The organism is Microbacterium sp. LWO13-1.2 (genome assembly GCF_038397725.1).
Lineage (GTDB): Bacteria > Actinomycetota > Actinomycetes > Actinomycetales > Microbacteriaceae > Microbacterium.
This window is the reverse complement of the sequence record NZ_CP151634.1, coordinates 816220-830917: the sequence shown is the minus strand read 5'-3', so window position 1 is coordinate 830917 and position 14698 is coordinate 816220. Positions and strand designations below refer to the sequence as shown.

The 14698-nt window shown below is 68.3% G+C and carries 18 protein-coding genes; 9 read left to right on the top strand and 9 right to left on the bottom strand.

Annotated elements, in window-relative coordinates:
• Positions 1-10 precede the first annotated feature (10 nt).
• From MRBLWO13_RS03925 to MRBLWO13_RS03910, 4 genes are read left to right on the top strand one after another with little or no spacing between them, the layout of a single operon-like run.
• A complete protein-coding gene (locus MRBLWO13_RS03925; protein WP_341976489.1) occupies positions 11-1045 on the top strand; it encodes an epimerase in 1035 nt (344 codons plus the stop codon).
• Positions 1045-2106, top strand: a complete 1062-nt coding sequence (locus tag MRBLWO13_RS03920; protein ID WP_341976488.1) for a dihydrodipicolinate synthase family protein — start codon at positions 1045-1047, stop codon at positions 2104-2106. The genes MRBLWO13_RS03925 and MRBLWO13_RS03920 overlap by 1 nt, the downstream gene beginning before the upstream one ends.
• Positions 2103-3116, top strand: coding sequence for a hydroxyacid dehydrogenase (locus MRBLWO13_RS03915; protein ID WP_341976487.1), 1014 nt, complete (start codon positions 2103-2105; stop codon positions 3114-3116). Before MRBLWO13_RS03920 ends, MRBLWO13_RS03915 begins: the two co-directional genes overlap by 4 nt.
• Positions 3113-4075, top strand: a complete 963-nt coding sequence (locus MRBLWO13_RS03910; protein WP_341976486.1) for a hypothetical protein — start codon at positions 3113-3115, stop codon at positions 4073-4075. The genes MRBLWO13_RS03915 and MRBLWO13_RS03910 overlap by 4 nt, the downstream gene beginning before the upstream one ends.
• 113 nt (positions 4076-4188) lie before the next feature.
• Here MRBLWO13_RS03910 and MRBLWO13_RS03905 read toward each other — a convergent pair whose 3' ends face one another.
• From MRBLWO13_RS03905 to corA, 3 genes are all read right to left on the bottom strand, one after another.
• The gene (locus tag MRBLWO13_RS03905) at positions 4189-4983 is read right to left on the bottom strand and encodes an SDR family oxidoreductase (RefSeq protein ID WP_341976485.1); all 795 of its coding nucleotides are present in this window, start codon (positions 4981-4983) and stop codon (positions 4189-4191) included.
• 68 nt (positions 4984-5051) lie between these two features.
• Positions 5052-5759, bottom strand: a complete 708-nt coding sequence (locus tag MRBLWO13_RS03900) for a spermidine synthase (RefSeq protein WP_341976484.1) — start codon at positions 5757-5759, stop codon at positions 5052-5054.
• A 52-nt stretch (positions 5760-5811) separates the two neighbouring features.
• On the bottom strand, positions 5812-6813 hold the full coding sequence (gene corA / locus MRBLWO13_RS03895) for a magnesium/cobalt transporter CorA (RefSeq protein ID WP_341976483.1): 1002 nt from the start codon (positions 6811-6813) through the stop codon (positions 5812-5814).
• Between the two features lie 296 nt (positions 6814-7109).
• Between corA and MRBLWO13_RS03890 the strand changes: the two genes are divergently transcribed.
• Both MRBLWO13_RS03890 and MRBLWO13_RS03885 read left to right on the top strand, forming a co-directional pair.
• Complete coding sequence (locus tag MRBLWO13_RS03890; protein ID WP_341976482.1) at positions 7110-7601, top strand: hotdog fold domain-containing protein; 492 nt, start codon at positions 7110-7112, stop codon at positions 7599-7601.
• 36 nt (positions 7602-7637) lie between these two features.
• Positions 7638-8069: a MepB family protein gene (locus tag MRBLWO13_RS03885; RefSeq protein WP_341976481.1), complete on the top strand. Its 432-nt coding sequence runs from the start codon at positions 7638-7640 to the stop codon at positions 8067-8069.
• Between the two features lie 28 nt (positions 8070-8097).
• Here the strand turns inward: MRBLWO13_RS03885 and MRBLWO13_RS03880 are convergent, their stop codons facing one another.
• Genes MRBLWO13_RS03880 through manD form a run of 4 tightly spaced genes read right to left on the bottom strand, consistent with a single transcriptional unit; the run spans position 8098 to position 11985 of the window.
• Complete coding sequence (locus MRBLWO13_RS03880) at positions 8098-9075, bottom strand: Gfo/Idh/MocA family oxidoreductase (RefSeq protein ID WP_341976480.1); 978 nt, start codon at positions 9073-9075, stop codon at positions 8098-8100.
• A gap of 3 nt (positions 9076-9078) precedes the next feature.
• Entirely contained in the window at positions 9079-9879 is an 801-nt protein-coding gene (locus tag MRBLWO13_RS03875; RefSeq protein WP_341976479.1) for a hypothetical protein, read from the bottom strand.
• A 31-nt stretch (positions 9880-9910) separates the two neighbouring features.
• Complete coding sequence (locus MRBLWO13_RS03870) at positions 9911-10702, bottom strand: tryptophan-rich sensory protein (RefSeq protein ID WP_341976478.1); 792 nt, start codon at positions 10700-10702, stop codon at positions 9911-9913.
• A gap of 44 nt (positions 10703-10746) precedes the next feature.
• On the bottom strand, positions 10747-11985 hold the full coding sequence (manD, locus tag MRBLWO13_RS03865; protein WP_341976477.1) for a D-mannonate dehydratase ManD: 1239 nt from the start codon (positions 11983-11985) through the stop codon (positions 10747-10749).
• Positions 11986-12085: 100 nt separating this feature from the next.
• Here manD and MRBLWO13_RS03860 point away from each other — a divergent pair, with 100 nt between their 5' ends.
• Both MRBLWO13_RS03860 and MRBLWO13_RS03855 read left to right on the top strand, forming a co-directional pair.
• Positions 12086-12784: a GntR family transcriptional regulator gene (locus tag MRBLWO13_RS03860; protein WP_341976476.1), complete on the top strand. Its 699-nt coding sequence runs from the start codon at positions 12086-12088 to the stop codon at positions 12782-12784.
• A gap of 153 nt (positions 12785-12937) precedes the next feature.
• A complete protein-coding gene (locus tag MRBLWO13_RS03855; protein WP_341976475.1) occupies positions 12938-13489 on the top strand; it encodes a hypothetical protein in 552 nt (183 codons plus the stop codon).
• A gap of 19 nt (positions 13490-13508) precedes the next feature.
• Here MRBLWO13_RS03855 and MRBLWO13_RS03850 read toward each other — a convergent pair whose 3' ends face one another.
• A complete protein-coding gene (locus MRBLWO13_RS03850) occupies positions 13509-13856 on the bottom strand; it encodes a TraR/DksA C4-type zinc finger protein (protein ID WP_341976474.1) in 348 nt (115 codons plus the stop codon).
• 98 nt (positions 13857-13954) lie between these two features.
• Here MRBLWO13_RS03850 and MRBLWO13_RS03845 point away from each other — a divergent pair, with 98 nt between their 5' ends.
• Entirely contained in the window at positions 13955-14323 is a 369-nt protein-coding gene (locus MRBLWO13_RS03845; protein ID WP_341976473.1) for a hypothetical protein, read from the top strand.
• A 21-nt stretch (positions 14324-14344) separates the two neighbouring features.
• On the opposite strand, the gene MRBLWO13_RS03840 is transcribed toward MRBLWO13_RS03845, so the two are convergent.
• Positions 14345-14677, bottom strand: a complete 333-nt coding sequence (locus tag MRBLWO13_RS03840) for a hypothetical protein (RefSeq protein WP_341976472.1) — start codon at positions 14675-14677, stop codon at positions 14345-14347.
• Positions 14678-14698 lie beyond the last annotated feature (21 nt).

Sequence of the window (14698 nt, the reverse complement as noted above, 5' to 3'; positions counted from 1 at the left end):
ATAGCACCGCATGACTCAGCACAGTTTCTCTTCGGAGGACGAACTCGAAGAGGCTCTGGCCACACCGAGCGCCGAACTGATCGATGACCTCGCCAAGGGAAAGGGTGACGTCGTCATTCTCGGCGCAGGAGGCAAGATGGGCCCGACGCTGGCGATGCTCGCCCGTCGAGGGATGGATGCCGCAGGCCGTCAGGAGGACGCGGTCTACGCGGTCTCCCGCTTCGGTGACGTCACGATCCGAGAGCGCTTGGAGGCGGCGGGCGTGAACGTCGTGTCGTTCGACCTGATCGAGAACGACGATTTCACATCACTTCCCGATGCTCCGAACGTGGTGTTCATGGTCGGTGCGAAGTTCGGGGCCGCGACTAACGCCTCGTGGGCGTGGGAGGTCAATGCCGCGCTCCCCGACCGGGTGGCCCGCCGTTACCGTGACAGCGCGATCTCGGTGCTCTCGACCGGCAACATCTACCCCTTCGTGCCCGCATCGTCTGGCGGAGCACCCGAGGAGCTCGCTCCCGCTCCCATCGGGGAATACGCGCAGTCCTGCCTCGGGCGGGAGCGCGTATTCGAGTTCGGCGCACAGGAGCGCGGAACGAAAGTGGCGATCATCCGTCTGAACTACGCCGTCGACCTGCGCTATGGCGTGCTCGCCGACATCGGCAGCGCCGTGCACGCCGGCGAACCCGTCTCGGTCGCGACGGCGAATGTCAACGTGATCTGGCAGGGCTACGCGAACGAGGTGGTGCTGCGCAGCCTCGTGCACGCGTCGACCGTGCCGTTCACGATCAACCTCACCGGCCCTGAACTGCTGAGCGTCGAGTCGATCGCCCGCCGTTTCGGTACCCTGTTCGACCGCGAGGTCACGCTCATCGACGAGCCGCAATCCACCGCGCTTCTCAGCGATGCGCGCCGGTGCATGGCGCTGTTCGGCTACCCGTCCGTGCCGGCCGAGACACTCATCCGCATGCAGGCCGACTGGATCGCGGATGCGCTGCCGATGACCGCCAAGCCCACCAAGTGGTCCGTGCGGGACGGGAAGTTCTGATGGCCGTGCCCACGCTGCGTCCTGAGGCAGCGACGACCCTCGCGCGCGGCAGCGTGATCCCTGCACACCCGCTGGCCCTCACCGCAGACGGTCGGCTCGATGAGCGTCGTCAGCGTGCGCTCACCCGCTACTACGTCGACGCCGGCGCCGGCGGCATCGCGGTCGGGGTGCACACGACCCAGTTCGAGATCCGCGACCCGGAGCACGCGCTGTTCGAGCCGGTTCTCGCGCTCGCGGCTGAGGAGATGGATGCGCGCGCCGGGGCCGCCTTCGTCCGCATCGCCGGGGTTGCCGGGGGCACGGCGCAGGCGGTCGCCGAGGCGACGCTCGCTCGTGATCTCGGATACGACGCGGTGCTCGTCAGCCCGCGTGTGGACGGCGCAGACGATCGGGCGCTGCTCGACCGTGCCAGCGCGGTGGGGGAGGTGCTGCCGGTCGTCGGGTTCTACCTGCAGACCGCCATTGGAGGCCCCGTGCTCGATCGGGAGTTCTGGCGCGAGTTCGCCTCCATCCCCGCTGTTGTGGCCGTCAAGGCAGCACCCTTCGATCGTTATCGCACGCTGGAACTGGTGCGCGGTGTCGCGGCCTCCGGTCGCGCCGACGAGATCGCGCTCTACACGGGCAATGACGACGCGATCGTCGCCGATCTGCTCTCGGAGTTCCACGTGGACTCCCCGTCCGGTCGGCGCACGCTCCGATTCGTCGGCGGACTCCTCGGCCAGTGGGCGGTCGGCACTCGTGCTGCGGTCGCGCTGCTGGAGCGGGTGCGTCGCGCGATGGAGGGCGATGCTGACGCCTACCGCGAGCTCGGACTCCTCGCCTCAGACATGGTCGACGTCAATCAGGCGGTCTTCGACCCGAAGCACGACTTCCACGGCGTCATCGCGGGGGTGCATGAGATGCTCCGGCAGCAGGGCCTCCTCGAAGGCGTGTGGTGTCTCGACCCGGCCGAGGGGCTCTCGCCCGGTCAGGCGGACGAGATCGAACGGGTTCGAAAGGCCTACCCCGAGCTCAATGACGACGCATTCATCGCCGAGAACCTCGAGGCGTGGTTGCGATGACTGCCGTGACGAGCGCCCCGACCGTCGTCGCCGTCGTGAACGCCGAGTTGTTCGCGGAGTTCTTCTCTGCAGCCGACCAGGCGCGGCTTCGCGGATCCGCCGCGCGTCTCGGCGGATCATTCGAGCGGGTGGACCGACTGCCGGACGCCGACCTGGGCGAAGCCCGAGTGGTCATCACCAGCTGGGGGGCAGAGCCTTTCGACGCACATGTGCTCTCGTCGCTGCCGAAGCTGCAGCTCATTGCGCACACGGGGGCAACGATCAAGCCGTTCGCGACCGACGAGCTGTTTGACCGCGGCATCGTCGTCACCCAAGCGGGCGCCGGGATGGCGCGTTCGGTGGCGGAGGTGTCGCTGGCGTTCACGCTCGCACTGCTTCACCGAGTGCCCGAACTGCACAACGCGCTGCGCGAGGGCGAAGGGTGGTACGAGGCAGTTGGCGCCGGAGCGCAGCACGAGATTCTGGGGGCGTCGATCGCCGTGATCGGAGCGTCGCGCACCGGACGCGTTTATCTCGAGCTGATTCGCGCTCTCGGCGCCGACCCGCTCGTCGTCGATCCGACACTCGACCCGGCCGCCGCGGCTGGGCTGGGCGCCGAACTCGTCTCTCTCGACGAGGCGCTGACTCGCGCACAGATCGTTGCAGTGCATGCACCGACATTGCCGGAGACGCATCATCTGATCGGCAGCCGGGAGCTCGCGTTGATGCGCGACGGCGCCGGCCTGGTCAATACGGCGCGCTCCTGGCTCGTCGACGAGGCCGCACTCGTCGACGAGCTGCGCAGCGGCCGTCTCACTGCCGCGATCGACGTGTTCGATGAGGAGCCGTTCGCCGCCGACAGCCCCTTCCGCTCGCTTCCCGGCGTGCTGCTCACACCGCATCGGGCGGCCGGAACGACCGAGGGCCGGCTGCGTCAGGGGCGGATCATCGCCGACGAGCTCGACGCGTTCTGCGGGGGTGCAGCCCTCGCGCACGTGATCGACCGTGCACAGCTGTCGTCGATGGCATGACTGAATCGCCGCTGCGTGTGGCATTCGCCGGCCTTGCGCACTCACACCCTCACGCCGATGCGGGAAACGTTCTCTCGCTCGGAGCTGAGATCGTCGGTGTGTACGACGTCGATACGCGGGCGAGCCTGGCATTCGCTTCACGTTTCGGCGGATCGAATGTGCCTTCCGTCGAAGGGCTGACTCGGCTGCAACCCGACATCGTCATCGCGACGCCCCGGCCGGACGAGGTGACTTCAGTCCTTCGCGCGCTCGGCGCCGTTGGCGCAACCGCTCCGGTCTTCGTGAACAAGGTGATCGCGGCGTCGATGAGGGATTTCGCCGCCGTCGACCGTGCCATCACCGCCGCAGCGGTCCCCGTCGGCACGAGCTCTGTCCTTCGCTTCGCTCCTGCGCTCACGGCCCTCGCCGCCGAGGTCGTCGCCGAACATGTGCTGGGCGTACGCGTGTACGCCCAGCACGACAACGCCGCATTCCAGCAGCCCGGCCGTGACTGGCAGGATGACCCGGTTCTCGGGGGTGGAACCCTCGTCACGGTCGGTGTGCACGCCTGGGAGATGGTTGACACCCTTCTTCCCGGCGCGGATCTCACCGGTGGTTCGGGATGGACCCGGAGGGGCGGCGGCGTATCGGCGACGCGGTCCGAGGACGCGGCTGGTATCGACGGTGTGCTTCGGCTCGGGGGCGGTCTTCAGGACATCCCTGTGCAGGTGCTTGTCACCGGGGTCCCCGGCGCCGATGCCTATGCCGTGGAGCTGGTCACGACCGACGGCATCCTCTCTGTCGCACTCGACACGGAGGAACCGAACATCTCGTTGGGATTCGAGGGACTCATCCGCGCGCTGCTCGCTGACGGCGCGTCCGCACGCGTCGTGGCTCCTTGGTCGCAGGCGCGGATGGTCGTCTCGAACACGATCCGCGCCGCGGAGATCGCCAGGACCGCGGCACCAGGGCTGAACTGACGATCCAACCAGCTGAGATCCAAGACAGCGACGCACTCGTGACGCCGTGGACTCGTGCTTCTGGTCGGGCGGCCGACCTGAGCGAGTCCTCGACGCCGCGACCGGAGCGAGCGTCAGGGCACGATCGAGTCGATGTAGCCGCCGTCGACGCGCACCGCAGCGCCGGTCGTGGCCGATGCCAGCGGAGAGGAGAGGTAGGCGACCATGTTCGCGATCTCCTCCGGCTCGATGAGCCGCTGCAGCAGCGACTGCGGGCGATGCACCTTCATGAACTCGCGCTGTGCTTCGTCCCATGGCAGCGAGCGGTCGACGAGTTCGTAGACGAAATCCTCCACGCCGCCGGTGTGCGTGGGTCCGGCGAGCACCGAGTTGACGGTGACGCCGGTGCCGGCGGCATCCTTCGCGAAACCGCGGGAGACGGCGAGGAGGGCGGTCTTCGACATTCCGTAGTGGATCATCTCGGTCGGGGTGACCACGGCCGAGTCGCTCGCGATGTTCAGCACGCGTCCCCAGCCGCGCTGCGTCATTCCGGGCAGCGTCTCGCGGGTCAGGCGCACCGCAGAGAGCACGTTCACCTCGAAGTACCGGCGCCACTCCTCGTCGGTGATCTCGAGCGCCGGTGTCGCCCCGAAGATGCCGAGGTTGTTCACGAGCACGTCGACGTCGCCCGTCGCGTCGAGTACCGCCGTGGCGCCGGCCTCGGTCGTCACGTCGCCCGGTGCGGCGATGAGGTCGCGATCGGCGGACTCCGCCGTGAGCTCGGCGATGACCGATGCCACGACGTCGGGCTTTCGTCCGTTCACGGCGACGCGCGCTCCGGCATCCGCCAATGTCGCGGCGATCGCGCGCCCGATTCCCTGGGTGGAGCCGGTGACGAGGGCGGTCTTGCCGGTCAGATCGATGCGCATGGCGTCCTTTCGAGGCGGATCAGGATGACTGTACGTGCAACCGAGCCGACCCTCGAGGTCTTCCCGTCTCAGCGTCGACTGCGCGCGACGTAGACCGTGTTGGAAGAGACGCCGCCGGTGACGGGGTTGTCGAAGTCGACGATGTGGGCGGCGGTGTCGTCGAACACCGCGTCGAGTTCGACCATGAAGACGTCGTCGGGCGGGTCATCCGACCACAGGGCGAAGACGCCGCCAGAAGCGAGGTGCCGGTCGAGGCGGCGCAGACCGGCAGCGTCGTAGAGGTCGGCATGCGTCGGATCCAGCTGATGGCGCGGCGAGTGATCCACGTCGAGCAGGATGGCGGAGTAACCCGGATGCCCTTCTGCGGGTTCTGCGCGCATGACGGCGAAGAAGTCATCCTCGACCAGGGTCGTGCGGGCGTCGCCGACGAGCTCGGTCGACGCCGGCAGCAGCATCCGTTCGTGCCAGCCGATCACCGCGTCGAGCCGGTCGATCACCGTGAGCGCACGCACCCGGTCGTCGCGCAGCGCGGCGACCGCCGTGTACCCGAGTCCGAGGCCACCGACCAGCACCGACAGATCGTCGCCAGTGACGGCGGCGAGGCCGAGGTTCGCGAGTTCTTCCTCGGCGACGGTGAACAGGCTCGACATCAGGTACTCGTCACCGAGCTTGACCTCGTAGATCTCCTGGCCCACCGCCGGCTCCGTGCGGCGCCGCAGCATGAGGTCCCCGATCGGGGTCTGCTGCCAGTCAAGTTCCTCGAACCGAGTGATCACGCGGTATCCCTCCGTCGGTGATCACCCTACCGCGGCGCCGCCGTCGTCCCGCTCAGAGCCATCTCTTGTACTTGAACACCCCGTACAGCGCGACCGCGAACGCCGCCATCCCGCCGATCGCGAGCGGGTAGCCGTACGTCCAGTGCAGCTCCGGCATCACGTCGAAGTTCATGCCGTACACGGTGCCGACCAGCGTCGGCGCGAAGATGATCGCCGCCCACGACGAGATCTTCTTGATCTCGTCGTTCTGCGCCAGGCTCGCATCGGACTGACGGCGCGAGACCAGGGCGGAATGCACGGTGAGCGCGTTCTCCAGGATCGCCCGGAACGAGTCCACCCGCTCGTTGACCCGGATGACGTGGTCGAGCACATCGCGCAGCGAGCGCTGCAGCTCTTCGTCGATGCGGTACTTGTCGGATCCTCGGCGCAGCCACTCGAGCATCCCGCTCAGCGGATGCACCGCGCGCTGGAAGTTGATCACCTCGCGGGACAGTTGGTAGATGCGCCGGGAGAGAGCGTCGTCGTCGCTGTCGCCGAACAGCTGGTCCTCGATCTCGTCGATGTCGTTCTCGAGACCGGCCACGATCGGCTCGTACTCGTCGACGACCTCGTCGAGGATCGCGTACAGCACGGCCTCGGGCCCCATCGCGAGGAGCTCGGGGTTCGCCTCCATGCGTCGGCGCACTGCCGCGAGATTCGGCGACTCGGCGTGCCGGATCGTCACGACGAAGTCGGGGCCGATGAACAGGTGCAGCTCGCCGAACTCGATCGACTCCTGCTCGTCGCGGTAGCGGGCGGGGCGCAGCACCGCGAAGAGGGTGTCGCCGTAGCGCTCGACCTTCGAGCGCTGATGACCGGAGAGCGCGTCCTCCACGGCGAGCGGATGCAGGTCGAATTCGCGTGCGACCGACGCGACCTCCTGCGGGCTCGGCCGATACAGGCCGATCCACGCGATGCCGCCGAGCGCACCGAGCGTGCGCGAGGTGTCGTCGAGGTTGGTCAGGGTCTCCACGCGACGCCCGTGGACGTACACGCCGTTGTCGATGAGCGCCATGATGCGCTTCCGTTCTCGCAGGCGCACGTCAGCTTCAGGCTGAGTGCGCAGTTTTCGTCAGGGGTGCGGGGATGACGCCGCCGACGGCTGCAGAGAAGGACGTGCGAATGCGGAGCGGATGCTCAACGCGCAAGCGCAGGGAGTCGCGACGCAGCGAGGGCGGCGCCGTAACTATCGTCGGACATCGCCATCACCGCCTTTCGGACTCTCGGGGGCCTTTGGCCCGAGTCGACAGCTTACTCCTGCGAATCGAGCGCAGGATGCCAGGATGCCGGGAGGCCGCGACAAGGAGAACCATGACGACCTCCCCCATCAAGAAGACGTACCAGGCATTGCGTACCCGCCCGCTCGGCATGCGGATCTTCAGCGCGATCGTGAGCATGAAGGCTCCGTATTTCCGCACCATCCGCCCCATGATCGTCTCGCTCGAGCCGGGGCGCGGCGAAGCGCGCATCCGCGACCGGTGGGGAGTGCACAATCACATCGGCACCGTGCACGCCATCGCGTGCTGCAACCTGGCCGAGCTCGTGGCCGGCACCACCATCGACTTCTCGCTGCCGGAGACGCACCGCTGGATCCCCAAGGGCATGAACGTCGGGTACCTCCTGAAGGCGAAGGGCACGCTCACCGCCGTCGGCACGATCGAGGGACTGGAGACGCTGGCCGCGGATGAGGCGCGTGACGTGATCGTCTCCGTCGATGTCACCGATCCCGGTGGCGCGGTCGTGGTGCACGCCGACATCACGATGTGGGTGACGCCGCGGCGGACCGCATCGAGCGGGGTCTGACGACCGCGGGAGGCGCGTCGCTGTAGCGTGGCTCGGATGACCTTCAGCGCATTCGAGACCTACGCGGCCGGTAAGGGGATCTCAGCGTCGGTCGTCCCTGAGCCGCAGAACAGCGACTACGAATCGGGTCGGATCGAGATCGACGGCGCTGCGTGGCACATCCGCACCGCGCGGAACACGCCGACCAAGCCGGGGGCGTTCGTGGCGTTCTGGCGTCGGGACGGTGACGGGAAGACGGTGCCGTTCGGCAGCAGCGATCCCGCCGCAGGCCTGCTCGTCTTCGTGGAGCAGGGAGGCGGGCGCGGAGTGTTCCGGTTCACCGCCGCGCATCTTGCGGAGCTGGGCGTCACGTCGGTGCGAGGCCCGGGCAAGCGAGGATTCCGTCTGTATCCGAGCTGGTGCGAGGGGCTGAACCGTCAGGCGGCCGCCACGCAGCGCGCGCAGGCGCCGGCATTCCAGGAGTACTGACCGTCAGGTCGAGTGCTTCGGCCTCGGTTCACTCGCCGAGCGAGACGGGTTGCCCGGATGCGAGGGATGCGTACGCCGCATCCACCAAGGCCACGGCCGCGACGCCGTCCGCCGGCGACACCCGGGCATCGCGTCGCTCGCGGAGCGCCTCGACGAAGTCGGCGAGCTGGGCGAGATAGGGGTCGGTGTCGGATGCCGGCGGCACGTGCAGCAGGGGTGCCGAATCTTCGGAGTCGTCGTCGTTCCCGATCCGCAGCACTCCACCCGTGCCGATGAACTCGGCTCGGGTGCGGAACGGCGTCCCCGCCTTGGCCCACTCGGCGCGGACGCGGCTGACGACGCCGCTGCGGTGCGTGAGCACGACCTCGGCACGGACCGGCGGAGTGACTCGGCCAGCGCCCGACGGCGGATCCTGGGTGGCCGACACCGTCGTCGCAGGGCCGGCGACCCAGACGGCCTGGTCGAGGTCGTGGATCATCAGATCGCGGATCAGTCCGCCCCCGGCTTTCTCATCGAAGAACCATCCGCTGGGAGGCGCGGCGACCCTGCGCAGCAGATTCTGCTCGACGAGCTCGCCGATGCGCCCCGCGTCGATCTCCTGCTTCGCCCAGGCGTAGTCGCTGAAGTACCGCACGACATGAGCGGGGAACAGTCGGATGCCGGCGTCCGCAGCCGCACGCACCAGGCCGGCCGCCTCGTCGGCGTTTGCGGCGAGCGGCTTCTCGCAGATGACATCTCTTCCGCGGGCGATCGCACGCAGCGCGATCTCGGCATGCGTGGTCGTCGGCGTGAGGATGTCGATGACGTCGACGTGCTCGATCAGGTCGTCGAGGTCTTCGACGAGCGTGAGGCCGTGGCGATCGGCGAGTGCGCGAGCGCCGCTGCGGGCGAGGATGCTGACCTGCACGCCGAGAGCGAGGAGGGCCGTGATGTGCGGTGGCGCGATGCCGCCGGCGCCGACGATTCCCACGCGCAGCGGAGACGCGTCGTCCACAGGGTCGGTCACCGATCAGCCGTTCGCATCGGGAAGGCGCCGCGGGTCGGCCTGCGGCATCCGCTCGGGCTCGGTCGCCGGTTTCGGGGCCGGTGCTGCGATCTCCCGGGCGACCTGCTTCTCCAGCACGGTGACGGCATCGTCGGAGAGCAGGATCAGGCCGTCGAGCTCTTCACGGACGCGCTTGTACGCGACGTTGCGCTCGGCCTGCGTAGCCGAATCATCGATGGCGACCTTGAGCAGCTGCTGCGCGCGCTCGAGGCGCTTGCGCTCGGGTGCGGTGAAGGTCGAGTCGCGCAGGCGCCGGGCGTCCTTCTCGGCGATCTCGAACGCGACGGCGTAGTTGCCGACCGCGTCGAGGTACTCGGAGACCTGCTGCTCGGTCACCTTGGCGCCGGCTGACGTCGGGCGCAGAGCATCCGCCGCCTTCTTCGCCCGCAGGAACGCGGCCGTCAGCGGCTGACGTCCGTCGCTCATCGCCGGGAAGGCGATGAGCTTGGCCACGTCGAGCTCGTAGTCCAGCCAGCGGGCGGTGATCTCGTCGTGCTCGGTGAAGAGCCTGCCGAGGAGTTCGTTCGGAGCGACGGATGCCGTGGTGTCGACGATCTGCGGTCCGCCGCGCTTCTGCTGCTGAGTGAGCGCGCGGGCTTCGAACTCAGCCGTCTTCAGCTGTGCCTTCACGCGCAGCGTCTCGATGCGACGCTCGTGCCGGCGCTTCGCGCCCTGTTCCCACGCCTTCGCGGCACCGCCGGCCATCCCGAGGAACGGGAACGCCAGCCACCAGTACTGCCCGAGAAAGTCGAAGAGGGGTTGCATGATGGCCTCAGCCTACTTCGCGCGTCGGTCCTCAGGTTCTGCGGATTCGGCGGAAGAACGACCAGGCGCTGACGCCGAGAACCACGACCGCGAGGATGATCGCCGTCCAGGCGACGGTGGGTTCCGCGGGGGCACCGGTCCAGCGTTCGACGGCGATCCAGGCGAGCCCCCAGTAGGTCGCGACGGCGGGTGCCCAGCGTCCGCCGCTCCACGCGGTGGCGATCGCGAGCAGGCCGACGACGCAGAGTGCGACGATGGCCGGCCAGGCCGGTGCCTCCGCCCATCCGTCGACGCCGATCGCCGCGAGCCAGGCGGCGAGGTTCGCCGCCGTCGCGACGGTGACCCATCCGAGATAGAGCCCGACCGTGCCGTCGACGAGGACGATCTCGGCGACGGTCCCGCGGCGGGGCCGACGGCGCAGCCGGGCGAAAGTCGCCAGCAGCACCACGAGCAGCACGACGATGATCACCGTCGATTCAGCGATGCGCGACGCCTGCACGCAGGCGATCCACACCGCGTTGAGCAGCGATGATGCGGCGACCCCGTAGCCGACCGCGCGATGGATGGGCTTGGCTGCCTGGGCCGGGAACGCCTGCCAGACTGCGTAGCCGAACAGGCCGAGGTAGATGACCGACCAGATTCCGAACGCGGCCCCGGTGGGCGCGAGCACGGTCGCATCCGAGGCGAACGCGCCGCCAGCGGCATCCTTGATCGGGGTGCCTCCCAGCACTCCGGATCCCACGAACGCGAGCACCACGGCCGCCAGCACCGTGACGGCGACGATCACCTGGCGGATGCGGTCGGACCTCATCGTCTCGCTCATGGCGTCAGCCTACGCAGAACCCCCGCCCAGACGGTTCGCCACTCTCACCAATCGTGAACGGTGCCGTCGGCGAGGCGGTTGTACGGCAGGTAGGCCTGCTCGTACGGGTACTTGCCCGCCTCATCGAGTTCGAGTTCGACGCCGAGACCCGGGTTGTCGCCCGGGTGCAGCAGGCCGTTCTGCCAGGTGAACGACTGCTGGAACACCTCGTTCGTGCGGCTGCCGTGCTGCATGTACTCCTGGATGCCGAAGTTGTGGATCGCGAGGCCCAGGTGCATCGCCGCCGCCATACCGACGGGCGAGATGTCGGTCGGGCCGTGCATGCCCGACTTGATCTGGTACATCGCGGCGTAGTCGAGGGTCTTCTTGAGAGCGGTGATGCCGCCCATGTGGGTGACGGCGCCGCGCACGTAGTCGATGAGCTGGTCGCGGATGATGTCCTTGAAGTCCCAGACCGTGTTGAAGATCTCGCCGATCGCGAGCGGAGTGGTGGTGTGCTGGCGGACGAGGCGCAGCGCCTCCTGGTTCTCGGCCGGGGTGCAGTCCTCGAGCCAGAACAGGTCGTAGGGCTCGAGCGACTTGCCGAGCTTCGCGGCCTGGATCGGCGTCATCCGGTGGTGACCGTCGTGCAGCAGCGGGATGTCGGGTCCGAACTCGTTGCGCACGGCTTCGAAGACGCCGGGAAGGTGGTGCAGGTACGAGCGGGTGTCCCAGTCCTCCTCGACCGGCTTCGCGCCGCGCCGGGCGGGCTCGTGGTCGTAGCGGGACTCGCCGCCCCCGGCATCCGCCGACTGGGAGGCGATGCCGTAGATGGCCTTCAGCCCCGGCACGCCGGTCTGGATGCGGATCGCACGGTAGCCCTGCTCGAGGTGCGAGCGCACCGAGTCGAAGAGCTCGGGGATCTCCTTGCCGGACGCGTGGCCGTAGGCGAGGAGTCCGGTGCGGGATGCTCCGCCGAGCAGCTGGTAGACGGGCATGCCGGCCTTCTTGCCCTTGATGTCCCAGAGGGCCATGTCGACGGCGGCGATGGCGGCCATCGTCACGGGCCCGCGGCGCCAGTAGCAGCTGCGGTAGAGGAACTGCCAGGTGTCTTCGATGCGGTCTTCGTCGGCGCCGATCAGCAGCGGGACGACGTGCTCGGTGAGGTAGGCGACGACGGCGAGTTCGCGGCCGTTCAGGGTCGCATCACCGAGCCCGGTCACTCCGTCGGCGGTCGTGATCTTGAGGGTGACGAAGTTGCGATCAGGGCTCGTGACGATGACTTCGGCCTTGTCGATGGGCATCTTTGCTCCTGCGCTCGTTGCGACGCACACGCCGCGAAACTGGTATGGCAATGACTATCGTGTCACTGCCATACCAGTTGCGTCAAGCTATCGTGACCGTATGCCCGAGCCCGTGATCCGCCCCACCGCGCGTGCGCTCGCCTACGGCCGGATCCGCGACGACATCGTCCACGGCGTGTTCGCCCCCGGGGCGCTGCTGTCCGAGAACGAGCTCGCGGCGGCTCTCGGCCTCAGCCGCCAGCCGGTCCGCGAGGCACTGCTGCTCATCGCGCAGGAGGGGCTCGTCGAGGTGCGGCCGCAGAGCGGCACCTACGTCACCCGCATCGATCCCGACCGGGTGCGCGAGGCGCAGTTCATCCGCGAGGCCATCGAGCTCGCCTCCCTCGCGGCATGCTCTGCGCCGTCGGAGGACGACGAGCGGATGCTGCGCGACATCATCGCCCGTCAGCGCTCCGCATCCGATCGGGACGCGTTCTACCCGCTGGATGAAGAGTTCCATCGCGCCCTGCTGGGACTCGCCGGACACGCCAACGCCTGGGCGGCGGTCAGTGCGGCGAAGGGCCATCTCGACCGTGCCCGCTACGTGGGCATGAGTGCGACCCGTGCCGTGCAGGACTACGTCGACGACCACGAGCGGGTGCTCGACGCGCTCGCCGCAGGTGATGCGGATGCCGCCATCGGCGCGCTTCGCGAGCATCTCCGTTTCGTCTTCGACGACCTCGAGGCGGTGCGGGCGCGGCATCCGGAGCTGTTCGACGTGACAACGCCGGCGCGCACGGGACGAAAGACGCGGCGCTGATATCTCCTGCTCGTTGAGCGAGCGCAGCGAGACGAAACGCGTCGTGCGACGTCGACCGTGGGATCGACGCGTTTCGTCTCGGTCGCTGCGCTCCCTCGCTCAACGACCGAGCTTCGGCGCGAGCGACGGGGCAACCCTTGGTACCGTCAGTAGATGATCACCGCCGTCGTGCTGAAGTTCCTGCTCTTCGCGGCGGCGCTGATCCTGGTGGTGGTCCTCGTGCGACGGGCTTTCAAGAAGCCGAATCGTGCGAAGAGCCAGCCGGACCGCATCCGGATGCCGAAGTTCGTCCTGATCACCGCCTGGGTGCTGCTCGGTCTGGGGTTGTTCATGTCGCTGCTGGCGTTCGGCAGCGGCAACATGCGCGACCCGGTTCCGTTCCGCATCGCCTCGGTGGTGATGGTCGCCGGCGGGCTGCTGTTCCTGCTGATGTACAACAACTGGTACATCGCCCCTGGGCGCGACGAGATCGCCTTCGCGACCATCTTCGGCGTCGCCAAGGTGATCCGCTACAGCGACATCGCCGACTATCGGATGGTCGACCGAGGAGGACAGCGGATGCTGTTCGTGAAGTCCTCGACAGGGACGAAGTTCAGCGTCAACCTTGCGGCCTACGACGTGTCGCCGCTGCTCGCGCACATCGAGTTCCACCGGCTGAACGGGCGCTGGCCCGTCGGCGGGGAGCTGCGCACGCCTCAGCGCTGAGGCGCCCGACGCGTCTGTCTCAGCGCTGCTTCTCGGCGCACGGCACGCACAGTTCGGCGAACGGCCGTACCTCGAGGCGCGCTGCAGGGATCGGCTGACCGCACCGGGTGCAGATGCCGTAGGTGCCGTCGTCGAGGCGCGCCAGTGCCGCGTCGACCTGAGTCAGCTCGGAACGTGCCGCCTCGGCGAGGCCCTGCAGCCGTGACCACTCCGCCGACAGCGGGACACCTTCCGGGTCATGTTCGTCATCATCGTTCAGGCTGCTCCGGTCGTGCGTGAGCGCGTCGAGCGCGTCTGCGACGGCGGTGACCCTGGCCGCGGCATCCGCTCGCAGGTCGTCCAGCCGTGCTCGCGCATCCTGAGGCATCCCCTCACCCTAGGCGGACCGTCTGACACTGGTGATGCAGCGAGGACGCGGTCGGTCAGCCGCTACAGTGACCGAATGACCGAGTGGCATGGGCGTCGATGAGGCAGGTGACGGGGATCCTGCTGTGGCTCGTCGCGACGGTGAGCGGCGTCTTCGGCGCAGGCTGGTTCGGGCTCGCCGGCGTCGGCTGGGACGGCGGCTTCATCAAGCGCGTCTACTGGGACGAATCGGAGAGCGGGATCGGCGTCGGTTTCGCGATCTTCTCCCTGATCGTCTGGCTCGGCCTGCTGGGCGGCTCATTCGCTGTGATGCGTGGTGGTCAGCAGCGGCCGTCACGTGGGGTGCGCGTGACGTCGGCGGTCCTCACGGCGGTCAGCATCATCGGCGTCGTGGTGCTCTGCGTTCTGACCATCGGGTGGCCGGAGCCCCCGAGCGAGTTCCCGACGCCGCCCTGGAATCGAGCTTGAGCCACTGACAGCTCGGGCGCCTCACAGACCGATCGATGCCAGTGGGCGTATCACGTACGTCGCGGGGTCGAAGATCGAGCCGCCGTATTGTGCATGAACGATGAGGAGCGCCGCGCCGCACATCAGAGCGGCGGCGAGAAGTGCGAGCCCCGCTGCGCGGCGGACGTCGAGCAGGGCGAGCAGCGTCCAGGTGAGGGCGGCGGCGACGAAGACGAGCATCACGATCAGGGGGATGATCCCGAACGTGAAACCGAACCCCGCCACGGGCTCGTACTCATCGAATTCCCGCCGGTACCTCGTCGCGCACTCGTCCCAGCCCTTCATGAACAACAGCACGGAACTGACGGCGGTCACGGTGAAGAGGACGACATGCAG

Excerpts from the sequence above, each read along its gene's own strand:
- MRBLWO13_RS03860 (WP_341976476.1), top strand. The coding sequence starts at position 12,086 with ATGCCCGAGCCCGTGATCCGCCCCACCGCGCGTGCGCTCGCCTACGGC.
- MRBLWO13_RS03885 (WP_341976481.1), top strand. The coding sequence starts at position 7,638 with ATGACCTTCAGCGCATTCGAGACCTACGCGGCCGGTAAGGGGATCTCA.
- MRBLWO13_RS03875 (WP_341976479.1), bottom strand. The coding sequence starts at position 9,879 with ATGCAACCCCTCTTCGACTTTCTCGGGCAGTACTGGTGGCTGGCGTTC.
- MRBLWO13_RS03920 (WP_341976488.1), top strand. The coding sequence starts at position 1,045 with ATGGCCGTGCCCACGCTGCGTCCTGAGGCAGCGACGACCCTCGCGCGC.
- MRBLWO13_RS03870 (WP_341976478.1), bottom strand. The coding sequence starts at position 10,702 with ATGAGCGAGACGATGAGGTCCGACCGCATCCGCCAGGTGATCGTCGCC.
- manD (WP_341976477.1), bottom strand. The coding sequence starts at position 11,985 with ATGCCCATCGACAAGGCCGAAGTCATCGTCACGAGCCCTGATCGCAAC.
- MRBLWO13_RS03890 (WP_341976482.1), top strand. The coding sequence starts at position 7,110 with ATGACGACCTCCCCCATCAAGAAGACGTACCAGGCATTGCGTACCCGC.
- MRBLWO13_RS03850 (WP_341976474.1), bottom strand. The coding sequence starts at position 13,856 with ATGCCTCAGGATGCGCGAGCACGGCTGGACGACCTGCGAGCGGATGCC.
- corA (WP_341976483.1), bottom strand. The coding sequence starts at position 6,813 with ATGGCGCTCATCGACAACGGCGTGTACGTCCACGGGCGTCGCGTGGAG.
- MRBLWO13_RS03905 (WP_341976485.1), bottom strand. The coding sequence starts at position 4,983 with ATGCGCATCGATCTGACCGGCAAGACCGCCCTCGTCACCGGCTCCACC.
- MRBLWO13_RS03915 (WP_341976487.1), top strand. The coding sequence starts at position 2,103 with ATGACTGCCGTGACGAGCGCCCCGACCGTCGTCGCCGTCGTGAACGCC.
- MRBLWO13_RS03855 (WP_341976475.1), top strand. The coding sequence starts at position 12,938 with ATGATCACCGCCGTCGTGCTGAAGTTCCTGCTCTTCGCGGCGGCGCTG.
- MRBLWO13_RS03925 (WP_341976489.1), top strand. The coding sequence starts at position 11 with ATGACTCAGCACAGTTTCTCTTCGGAGGACGAACTCGAAGAGGCTCTG.
- MRBLWO13_RS03910 (WP_341976486.1), top strand. The coding sequence starts at position 3,113 with ATGACTGAATCGCCGCTGCGTGTGGCATTCGCCGGCCTTGCGCACTCA.
- MRBLWO13_RS03845 (WP_341976473.1), top strand. The coding sequence starts at position 13,955 with ATGAGGCAGGTGACGGGGATCCTGCTGTGGCTCGTCGCGACGGTGAGC.